Genomic DNA, 11,097 nt, shown 5'->3' with positions numbered 1-11,097 from the left:
ACGCAGGGCGATGTGAAAGATCACTGCGACCACCAGGAAAATGATCACCGGCATCGCGCCGTGTCCGATCGCCGTGTAGGAATCCGAGAGCATGCTCACCGGTTGGCCTTCGGTGTAGTAACGCGCGAGGCCACGAGCCGAGACCATCATGCCGAGGGTGGCAATGAACGGCGGGATACCGGTAATGGCAATGATGCTGCCGTTGATCGCCCCCGCCAGCAGTCCGACCCCGAGCCCGGCAATCACCGGGATCCACACCGGCAAGTCAGTCAGCGACGGGAACACCGCCCGAGCGAAGTCCGACGTCTGGGCCAGACTGGCAGCGATCATCGCCGACAGCGCGAGCACCGAGCCGGAGGACAGGTCAATGCCGGTGGTGATGATGACCTGGGTCACGCCGATCGCCAGCAGACCGATGATCGACACCTGCAGGATCATCAGCACCAGACGCTGGGAGTTCATCAGGAAGCTCTGGTCGCGCACGATCCAGCCAAACACTTCAAAGACCAGGCCGATGCCAATCAGCACCAGGAAAATACTCAACTCGGTCGGAAAGCGCCGGCGACTCTTGACCGGTGCCGCTGCTGGCTTGTTTTCCAGTATCGCGTTCATAAACACTCACCCTTCTATCGCGTCGCCGACGCTGGCCAAAACCAGCGCCGGCATCCATTAGTGAACCGCGGACATGCCCGAGGCCAATTGCATCACTCGTTCCTGGGTCGCTTCGCTGCGGTCGAGGGTGCCCATCAGGTCGCCCTCGTGCATGACCATCACCCGGTCGCTCATGCCAAGTACTTCCGGCAGTTCCGAGGAAATCATGATCACCGCCATGCCTTCGCTGGCGAGGCAGGAAATAAGCCGGTAGATCTCGACCTTGGCGCCGACGTCAATACCGCGAGTCGGCTCGTCGAGAATCAGGATCCGTGGATTGGTCATCAGCCAGCGCGCCAACAACGCCTTTTGCTGATTACCGCCGGACAAGGTGTCGATGCACTGCTCCAGCGAAGGGGTTTTGACCCGCAGCTTCTTGCACATGTCTTCGCACAAGGCGCGCAGGGCTTTTTGCTGGATGAAACCGTGGCCGGCGTAATGCGGCAACACCGCCATTTCCATGTTCTCCAGCACCGACAGGCACGGGAACAGGCCGCTGAGCTTGCGATCCTCGGTCAGTAACGCGAAGCCCTTCTCGATCGCCATGTGCGGATCGCTGATGCGCAGCACTTCGCCGTCGAGACGAATCTCGCCACCGTCGCTCGGCGTGATGCCGAAAATCGCTTCGGCGACGTTAGTCCGCCCCGAGCCCATCAACCCGGCGATGCCGAGGATCTCGCCGGCATGCAGGTCGAAGGAAACACCTTTGAAAATGCCGTCCAGTTTGAGGTCGCGCACCGACAGCAGCAGATCACCGATCGGCTGCTCGCGCACCGGAAACAACTGGCTCAGTTCGCGGCCGACCATCATCGAAATCAGGCTGTCGCCGTCCATGCTGTCGGCCCGCTGCAGGCCGATGTAGGCACCGTCACGAAACACCGCCACTTCATCGGCGATGCTGAACACTTCGTTCATTTTGTGGGTGATGTAAATGATGCCTTTGCCTTGACGCTTGAGGTCGGCAATGATCGAGAACAGATGGGCGACCTCCTTGTCGGTAATGGCCGAGGTCGGTTCGTCCATGATCAGGATGTCGGAATCGTAGGACACCGCTTTAGCGATCTCGACCATCTGCCGTTCGGCGATGCTCAGGTTGCCGACCTGCTCTTCCGGATCGAGGTTGATCCGCAGGCGTTCCAGCAGTTTCGCCGTGCAGCGATGCATTTCACGGTGGTCGATCATATGGAAACCGTTGAGCTGCTCACGGCCGATCCAGATGTTCTCGGCGATGCTCATGTGCGGCATCAGGTTGAGTTCCTGGTGGATCATCGCGATTCCGGCCTGGAGCGCAGCCAATGGCGTTTCGAAAACCACCGGTTTGCCCCGCAGGCGCAATTCACCGCCGTCCGGCTGATAGATGCCGGCAATGATTTTCATCAGGGTGGATTTGCCCGCGCCGTTTTCGCCCATCAGGGCCAGCACGGAACCGGGGCGTACCCGAAGCTGCACATCGGACAAGGCCACCACACCGGGAAATCCCTTGCTGACGTTGATGATCTCCAGCAGGTACGGCTCATCGACAGGTGTTGCAGCTGGCTGGATACCCACCAACGGGGTGCTCGAAGCAGTCGCTGAAGCGAACATGATCAGGTACTCCATCAGCAAGGTCGCGGTCGCCACCTTGCGTATTTATTGTTGTTATTGAACGGACGGGCTATTTGAACGTGTCGACGTTTTGCGGGGTGATCAAGCGGTATGGCACCCACACGGCCTGTTCAACCGGCTCGTTCTTGGCCATTTTCACGGCGGTGTCGATCGAACCGTCCGCCTGACCCTTGGCGTCCTGGAACACCGAGACAGCCAGGGAGCCCTTCTTCACCGCGTTCAAACCGTCGGGCGTACCGTCGACACCGGCGATCAGCACGCTACCCTTTTCGACGCCGGCTTGTTGCAGGGCCATGGCCGCGCCAATCGCCATCTCGTCGTTGTTGGACACGATCGCGTCGAACTTACGGCCCTGGGTCAGCCAGTCGTTGACCAGGGTCATGCCCTTGTCCCGCGACCAGATGCCGGTCTGCTCTTGCTCGATCTTGATGTTCGGGTATTTGGCCAGAACGTCTTTGACGCCCTTGGTGCGGTTGGTGGTGGAGTTGTTCGCGAGGTCGCCCAGCAGAATCACGATGTCGCCCTTGCCGCCCATTTTGTCGGCCAGGTACTGCATCTGCATTTCACCGGCCTCCAGATCGTTGGAGGCGACAGTGACGACGCCTTTGGGCAGCTTCAGGTCATCGGGGCGGCGGTTGACGTAGACCAGCGGGATGCCGGCCTTGACGGCGGCTTCGGTGATTTTCTTGGTGGCGGCGGTATCCACCGGGTTGACCACGATGGCATCGACTTTCTGGCTGATGAAGCTTTCGACCTGGCTCAACTGCTTGACCACGTCGCTGCGGGCGTCTTCGAATTGCAGCTGCACGCCCTCGGGATAGGACTTGGCTTTTTTGTCCATGGATTCACGCAGGTAGGTCAGCCAGGTGTCATCGAATTGGGACATGCTGACGCCGATCTTCATATCGGCGAGCGCCGCGCCGCTGGCGAACATCAGGGACAAGGCAAGTGAGGCGAAACGGATCTTGGTCTTCATGAAAAGTCTTTCTCCACATTCTTGTTGGTTTTATGGATGAGGCGTGACGATTTCAGTAGGCAGGCAAGCGGGAAAAGGGTTGAAACAGGTTGCGAGGCAGGTCGCTGAAAATGACTTTATTGGAAAATAATTTCTATATCAACTCATTTTAGAATTTTATTCTGATTTTATTCCATGGCTCTTGAACGGGCCCAATTCCACCACTTGATGCCGCTCGAAGCTCAGTCGCGCAGCGTCTAGCACGCGGGTGGTCGCCAGTGCATCACGGGCGTCCACAGGCAGTGGGCCACCGCTCTGCAACGCGGCTTGCAGCTGTAAATAGAACTGATTCCAGCAACCGCGCTCGGAGGGCACCCGCTCGCGCACTTCACCCTGTTCGAACCAGCCCCAGCGGCGATGCTCTTCAACACCCCAGCGCTCACCTTCGGATTTCGGCGAGAGCCCGGCGAGTGCCGATGCTTCTTGCCCGTCCAGGCCATCGACGCTGTAACAACCTTGGGTGCCGGTCACCCGAAAGCGCGGGCCGGGGGTGTTTTGCAGGCAACTGCCCCCCAGGTGGGAGGTGACGCCACTGGCATGGGTCAGGGCCATAAAGAAGCCGTTATCGAAGACCTGGCCTTTTTCCAGGTAATCCAGTTCGGCGTAGACCCGTGTCACCGGGCCGAACAACAGCAACGCCTGATCCACCAGATGGCTGCCCAAGTCGCGAAGGAAGCCACCGCCACTGCCGTTGTTCACCGCCTGTGGTGAGTAACGCTCGATCCGCGATTCGAAACGGGTGACCTGGCCCAGCGCACCGGACTCGATGAGTTTGCGCACGGTCAGGAAGTCCGAGTCCCAGCGACGGTTCTGGTAGACGCTGAGCCGCACGCCCTGGCGCTCGGCCATGGTGATCAGGGTTTGAGCTTGCTGCGCATCAGCGGCAAACGGTTTGTCGCTGACCACCGCCACACCGTGTTCGATACCATCGAGCACCAGTGCCGGACGACCCTTGAGCGGTGTGGACACCACCAGCACATCGATCCCGGCCTCCACCAGTTGGCCGATGCTGTCGAACGCTGGCACCCCTGGGTGCTCGGCCGCCAGCAATTGTCGGCGTTCCGGTGAACGGGTAACCACACCCACGAACTTCGCCGCCGGCAAACTGCTGATCAGCGGAGCATGGAAAAACCGGCCGCCATGGCCGTAACCGACAAGTCCGATACGCATGAATGCTCTCCTTTTTATTGTTATGACCCCTGTAGGAGCTGCCGAAGGCTGCGATCTTTTGATCTTGTCTCAAAAGCAAAATCAAAAGATCGCAGCCTTCGGCAGCTCCTACAGGGAGATGTGCAGGTCGCTAGCGGCAGAGTTCGCTTTTGACGCGCTCGAGCATCATCCGGTTGGATTCATCCGGCCGATCTTCCCAGGCGAACACCGAGACCGTAGCGATGCCGTCGAACTGAATCTCGCGCAAGGTGCCGAAAAACGCATCCCAATCGACCTCACCCTGACCGATGTCCAGATGCTGGTGCACGGTGGCGACGACACCCGGCGGGTTGACGATGTAGCGCAAGCCGGAAGAAGCCTTGTGGTTGTAGGTGTCGGCGATGATCAGGTGGCTCAGCTTCGACCCGGCATACTTGAGCATCGAGGCGATATCGCCTTTGCCGTCGTCATAGAAGAAGGTGTGCGGCGCCGCGTAAAGGTAGTTGATCCACTCGCGATCCAGACCGCGAATGATGTCCACCGATTCGTTGTTGCGCTCGCAAAAGTCGTAAGGGTGGGCCTGGATATCCAACTTGATGCCTTCACGCTCGAACTCCGGGATCAGCTCATCCATGGAACGCATGAACTGGTTCTCGCACACCAGCGGGTTGTCTGACTGACCGGTGAACTCGGTGTTGACCAGCTCGCAGTCCATCTCCACGGCAATCTGGATCGCCCGTTTCCAATTGCGTACGGCGGCAACACGCAAGCCTTCGTCGGCAGCGGCCCAGTGGTACATCGGTAACAAGGAAGAGAGCTTGACCCCGGTGTCGCTCAGGGCTTTGCGAAATTCCTTGATCCGCGCCTTGTCGACTCGCGGGGCTTTGTAGAACGGCAGGAAATCTTCCCGGGGCGAGAGTTCGATGTGTTCGTAACCGAGCTCGGCGGCCTTATCGACCATCTTGCCCAGGGACAAAGTACGGTACATGTAGGGGTCTAGTGCGATGCGCATTTTATTGTTCTCCTTCACCCAAATTCGACACCGCCCCCCCTGTAGGAGCTGTCGAGTGAAACGAGGCTGCGATCTTTTGATTTTTAAGATCAAGATCAAAAGATCGCAGCCTCGTTTCACTCGGCAGCTCCTACAGGGGATCGGGTTAGCCGTAGAAGTGTGGGCGGTCTGGCAGGCCGACTTTGACGATCGCCCCGCTGTTCTGCGCTTCGATACACGCGTCTGCTGCTACGGCAGCGGCGAAGCCATCCCACGCTGACGGGCCACCGACCTGCCCGGCCCGCACACCATCGATGAACGCCTGCAACTCAACGTCGTACGCGGCAATAAACCGATCCTTCCAGTCCATCAAAATCGCGTTGGACAACTTCGCCCCGCTGCGCAATTGAACCTGCGACGGCTCTGGCAGTTTGGCGATGCCGGTCTCCCCCACCACTTCGCACTGGATGTCGTAGCCGTATTGGCAGTTAACGAACACTTCCACGTCAATGCGCGTGCCCTTGGCAGTTTCCAGCAGCACGATCTGCGGGTCTTTCAAATGCGCGAGGGCCTTGCTGCTCTTGCGCGGGAACACCACTTGCACCGACACGTAATCGTCGTCGAGCAACCAGCGCAACACGTCCAGCTCATGGATCAGCGTGTCGGTGATCGCCATGTCGGTCTTGTAGTTTTCCCCCACGGTCGGGTTGCGGTGCGCGCAGTGCAACATCAACGGTTCGCCGATCTGACCGCTGTCGATCACTGCTTTCAGTGCCCGATAACCTTCGTCATATGGACGCATGAAGCCGACCTGCACCAGGCGCTTGCCATGGGCCACTTCGGCCTCGACGATTTTGCGGCAGCCTTCAGCGGTGACCGCCAGCGGCTTCTCGCAGAACACCGGCTTACCCGCCGTAATCGCTGCCAGCACAAACTCTTCGTGGCTCGGGCCCCAGGAGGTGACGAGGATCGCTTCGACTTCGGGCGCCTTGATCAGCGCGTGACCGTCAGGATAGACCTCGGCGGTCAGCTTCAGGTCGGAAACGACCTTCGCGGCTTGCTGCAAGTTGATGTCGGTAACCGCGACCACCTGGCTGTTGAGCAAGGTCTGGCTGCAACGACGAATGTGGTCCTGGCCGATGGCCCCGGTGCCAATAACTCCGATCTTCAAAGACATGTAAAGACTCCTAGACTTGTTGTTGTTCGTTCAGGGCAATCAGTACTGACGGGCCTTGGCCAGTCGTTCATTCAGGGTCTTGGCCACCGCATCGGTGCGGGCGCTGGTGGAGACTTGCGCCACGCCGACCCGCCACCACGACAGGTATTTGTGAATCATGGTTTTGGGCAGAACCTTGATGTCGATCAGCGTCGACACGGTCTGCAATCGCGCATCGGCCAATGCAGCGCTCAGTTCTTCGACCGTGTTCACTTTGTAGGTCTTGCAGCCATAGGCCGCCGCGCTCATGGCGAAATCCACCGGCACGAAACCGCCGTCGAGCTTGCCGGTTTCCGGGTTGCGGAACCGGAACTCGGTGCCGAAGCTGTCCATGCCGTGTTCCATCTGCAGGTTGTTGATGCAACCGAAGGTCATGTTGTCCAGCAACACCACGTTGATCTTGCGTCGCTCCTGAATCGAGGTCGCCAGTTCGGAATGCAGCATCATGTAAGAGCCGTCGCCGACCAACGCGTAGACCTCGCGATCCGGCTCGGCGAGTTTCACGCCCAGTGCGGCGTTGACCTCGTAACCCATGCAGGAATAGCCGTACTCGACGTGATAGGTGTTCACGCCCTTGCTGCGCCAGCTGCGCTGCAAGTCACCGGGCAGGCTGCCGGCGGCGGCGACGATCACGGCGTCATCGGCGAGGGTTTCATTGAGCACGCCGAGCACGCGGCTCTGGGTCAGGCAGGAACCGGTCAGCTCGATGAATTCGCGCAGCACCGCCGGGTCCATGTGGTCGTTGATTTCCGGGATGAAATCTTTGCTCTGGTATTCGACCTGATAGATGCGGTCGACTTCCTCGTCCAGTTGAGCCTTGGCCTGACGCGGTTGATCGCCCCACGCAGAATGGTAATCGCCCAAGGCTTCAGCCAAGGCTTGCAGCCCGACTTTGGCGTCCGCCAACAGTTGCACGCCGTCGAGCTTCAAGGCATCGCAGGGACTGATGTTGAGGTTGAGAAATTGCACGTCCGGGTGCTGGAACAGGGACTTCGAAGCGGTGGTGAAATCGCTGTAGCGAGTGCCGACACCGATGATCAGATCCGCATCCCTGGCCAACAGATTCGCCGCCAGACAGCCGGTTTCACCAATTCCGCCCACGTTCAGCGGGTGACTGGACACCACCGCACTCTTGCCGGCCTGGGTTTCGGCGAAGGGAATATCAAAGCGCTCGGCAAACGCCTGCAACGCGGCATTGGCGCCAGAGTATCTGACCCCGCCACCGCAAATGATCAGCGGCTTGCGCTTGCCTTTGAACAGCGCCAGCGCATCACCCAGCATCGCTTCAGTCGCCGGACGACGTTCGATGCGGTGCACGCGTTTTTGCAGGAAGTAATCGGGGTAGTCGTAGGCCTCGGCCTGCACGTCTTGTGGCAAGGCCAGGGTCACCGCGCCGGTTTCGGAAGGGTCGGTCAGCACACGCATGGCGTGGATCGCCGCCGTCATCAACTGCTCGGGACGGTTGATGCGGTCCCAGTATTTGCTCACGGCCTTGAATGCGTCGTTGGTGCTGATGCTCAGGTCGTGGAACTGCTCGATCTGTTGCAGCACCGGGTCTGGCTGGCGGCAGGCATAGACATCGCCGGGCAACAGCAGCAAGGGAATGCGGTTGGCAGTCGCCGTCGCGGCGGCGGTCAGCATGTTCGCCGCGCCTGGGCCTACCGATGAGGAGCAGGCGTAGATCTTGCGCCGCAGGTGTTGCTTGGCGAAACCGATGGCCGCGTGGGCCATGCCTTGCTCGTTGCGACCCTGATGGACGATCAGGTCACCGCTGTCCTGCTCCAGGGCCTGGCCCAGACCCAGTACGTTACCGTGGCCGAAAATGGTAAAGATCCCGGCGACGAATTTGCTTTGAACCCCATCGACCTCGATGTACTGGTTATCGAGGAATTTCACCAGGGCCTGGGCCATGGTCAGTCGTGTTGTGGTCATGCTTGCACCTTCCTTTGAAGCTAAATCCGGTATGTGCTGTGAACACTGATCATTGTGGGAGCGAGCTTGCTCGCGATGGCGTCGGCACATCCAACATTGATGTTGCCTGACACACTGCAATCGCGAGCAAGCTCGCTCCCACATTGGATCTCCATCAACCTGATAACGGTGTCAGGCCAGGGATTTTTGCAGGTGATCCATGCTTGCGCCGATCGCCTGCTGGATATCCGCCAGGCCATGGACGCTGTCGGCAAACGGTTCGAACGACAGGTAGCCGCTGTAACCGCTGCTGAGCAAGGTGTCGATTTGCGCCGCGTTGCCAAGGATGTCGCCCTCGCCCACCAGCACCCGGTGGCCGTCGCGAATGGTCGCCAGCGGTGCCTCGGCATCTTCGACGCCGGAGATGTGCACCAGCCCGGTCAGTTCGGGGAAGAACTCATGTTCGCCAGCCAGGTGATGGTGAAAGGTGTCGTGAACCAGACGGAACACATCCAGCCCGCCGATGGCCTTGATCGCGTCCACTGCCGTGCGCTTGCGGCGCAGTGAGCACTCTTCGAAACCCAGCGGTTCGATGAAACCGAGAATGCCGTGTTCGCGCAGGATCGGCGCCAGTTCAGTCAACGCCGTGCGCAGACCTGAAGCGCGTGCGGCCTCAGTACGCGGGTCGGCACGGTCATTGAGCGGACACATGACCAACCCTTGTGCGCCGCAATCACGGGCGTAAGCGGCCAGCTTCAAGGCCTGTGCTCGGCGCTCGTCATTCCACACATCAAACGGATACAGCGCGTTGATCGATAGCACGGTAATGCCTTTGGCGGCACACAACTCACGGACGCGCTCGGGTGCGGTGCCGTCTTCGATCTCGACGCCTTTAAGGTCGTTGCGAATCTCGATGGCGTCGGCCTTGAGGGTCACCGCCAACTCGATGAACGCGGGCAGGGACAAACGTGGGGCGACCATACGGTTCAGGGCGAAACGCAGGGGTTTGCTCATTGTTTTTGTTCTCCGCACAGGTGAATTAGTTGGCCGTCGGCATGCTGAATTCAGGGCCCTTGGCGATGCTGTCAGGCCAGCGCTGCATCACGCTTTTGTAACGGCTGTAGAAGCGGATGCCTTCTTCGCCGTAAGCGTGGTGATCGCCGAACAGCGAGCGTTTCCAGCCGCCGAAAGAGTGCCAGGCCATCGGCACCGGAATCGGCACGTTGATGCCGACCATGCCGACCTTGATGGTGCGGGCGAAGGCTCGGGCGATGCCGCCGTCGCGGGTGAAACAGGACACGCCGTTGCCGAACTCGTGGGCGTTGATCAACGCGACGGCGCTGGCGAAATCCGGTACCCGAACGATGCCCAGCACCGGGCCGAAAATTTCCTGTTGGTAGATGCTCATCTCGGTCGTGACGTTATCGAACAGTGTCGCGCCGACGAAGAAGCCGTTCTCGGCGCCCGGCACCTTGAAGTTGCGACCATCGACAATCAACTGCGCGCCCTGGGCCACGCCTTCGTCGATGAAACCTTCGACTTTGGCCTTGTGCTCGGCGGTCACCAGCGGCCCCATGTCGCTGTCGCCCTTCAGGCCGTTGCCGACTTTCAGTTGATCGATACGCGGCAGCAGTTTGGCAATCAGTGGGTCGCCGACATCGCCCACCGCCACGGCAATCGAAATCGCCATGCAGCGCTCGCCGGCCGAGCCGTAAGCCGCGCCGATCAAGGCATCCGCCGCTTGATCCAGATCCGCGTCAGGCATGACGATCATGTGATTCTTCGCCCCGCCCAGCGCCTGCACGCGCTTGCCGCGGGAGGTGGCTTGCTGGTGGATGTACTCGGCAATCGGCGTCGAGCCGACAAAGGAAATCGCCTCGATGTCCGGGTGTTGCAGCAAGGCGTCGACGGCGGTCTTGTCACCCTGGACCACGTTGAACACACCGTCCGGCAAACCGGCTTCGCTCAACAGACGGGCCATCAGCACACTGGCGGACGGATCGCGCTCGGACGGCTTGAGGATGAAGCAGTTACCGGTGATCAGCGCCAGCGGGATCATCCACAGCGGCACCATCACCGGGAAGTTGAACGGCGTGACGCCGGCACACACGCCCAGCGGCTGACGCAGGTTCCAGTTATCAATGCCGCCGCCGATGTTGTCGCTGAACTCGGTTTTCAGCAGGTTCGGCGCACCGCAGGCATACTCGACAATTTCGATGCCCCGGGTGACTTCGCCCTTGGCGTCCGAAAACACCTTGCCGTGTTCGCGGCTGATGATTTCTGCCAGCTCATCGTGATGAAGGTCGAGCAGTTCCTTGAACTTGAACATCACCCGCGAACGGCGCAGGGACGATTGTTCGGACCAGGCCGGAAAGGCTTTCAGGGCCGAGGCGACGGCTTCGTCGACGGTCTTCTGGCTGGCCAGCCCGACGCGCGCCTGAACGCTGCCGGTGGCCGGGTTGAAGACGCTGCTGAACCGTTCGCTGCTGCTGTCTTGCACTTGACCGTGGATGTAATGGCCGATGATCGGGGCGTCGCTCATTGATCGTGTTCTCCGTG

9 protein-coding genes are annotated in these 11,097 nt (G+C 60.0%); all 9 read right to left on the bottom strand.

Going from position 1 to position 11,097, the window contains the following annotated elements; translation table 11 throughout:
• A partial coding sequence (locus tag WLY71_RS18610) for an ABC transporter permease (RefSeq protein ID WP_347804703.1) occupies window positions 1-612 on the bottom strand: 612 nt, incomplete at its 3' end.
• Window positions 613-669: 57 nt separating this feature from the next.
• The gene (locus tag WLY71_RS18605) at window positions 670-2,235 is read right to left on the bottom strand and encodes a sugar ABC transporter ATP-binding protein (RefSeq protein WP_347804702.1); all 1,566 of its coding nucleotides are present in this window, start codon (window positions 2,233-2,235) and stop codon (window positions 670-672) included.
• 70 nt (window positions 2,236-2,305) lie between these two features.
• Entirely contained in the window at window positions 2,306-3,232 is a 927-nt protein-coding gene (locus WLY71_RS18600; RefSeq protein ID WP_134417173.1) for a sugar ABC transporter substrate-binding protein, read from the bottom strand.
• Window positions 3,233-3,388: 156 nt separating this feature from the next.
• Complete coding sequence (locus tag WLY71_RS18595; RefSeq protein WP_347804701.1) at window positions 3,389-4,441, bottom strand: Gfo/Idh/MocA family protein; 1,053 nt, start codon at window positions 4,439-4,441, stop codon at window positions 3,389-3,391.
• A 130-nt stretch (window positions 4,442-4,571) separates the two neighbouring features.
• Window positions 4,572-5,432, bottom strand: a complete 861-nt coding sequence (locus WLY71_RS18590) for a sugar phosphate isomerase/epimerase family protein (protein WP_347804700.1) — start codon at window positions 5,430-5,432, stop codon at window positions 4,572-4,574.
• A 145-nt stretch (window positions 5,433-5,577) separates the two neighbouring features.
• Entirely contained in the window at window positions 5,578-6,588 is a 1,011-nt protein-coding gene (gene iolG, locus WLY71_RS18585) for a bifunctional inositol 2-dehydrogenase/D-chiro-inositol 1-dehydrogenase (RefSeq protein WP_347804699.1), read from the bottom strand.
• Between the two features lie 39 nt (window positions 6,589-6,627).
• A complete protein-coding gene (gene iolD, locus WLY71_RS18580; protein WP_347804698.1) occupies window positions 6,628-8,559 on the bottom strand; it encodes a 3D-(3,5/4)-trihydroxycyclohexane-1,2-dione acylhydrolase (decyclizing) in 1,932 nt (643 codons plus the stop codon).
• A gap of 171 nt (window positions 8,560-8,730) precedes the next feature.
• Window positions 8,731-9,552, bottom strand: coding sequence for a TIM barrel protein (locus tag WLY71_RS18575; RefSeq protein WP_347804697.1), 822 nt, complete (start codon window positions 9,550-9,552; stop codon window positions 8,731-8,733).
• A gap of 25 nt (window positions 9,553-9,577) precedes the next feature.
• Window positions 9,578-11,080, bottom strand: a complete 1,503-nt coding sequence (locus tag WLY71_RS18570) for a CoA-acylating methylmalonate-semialdehyde dehydrogenase (protein ID WP_347804696.1) — start codon at window positions 11,078-11,080, stop codon at window positions 9,578-9,580.
• Window positions 11,081-11,097 lie beyond the last annotated feature (17 nt).

The organism is Pseudomonas rossensis (assembly GCF_039888995.1).
GTDB classification, from domain to species: domain Bacteria; phylum Pseudomonadota; class Gammaproteobacteria; order Pseudomonadales; family Pseudomonadaceae; genus Aquipseudomonas; species Aquipseudomonas rossensis.
Note: the sequence above shows the minus strand (reverse complement) of the source record. Positions and strands in the feature narration are given on the sequence as shown.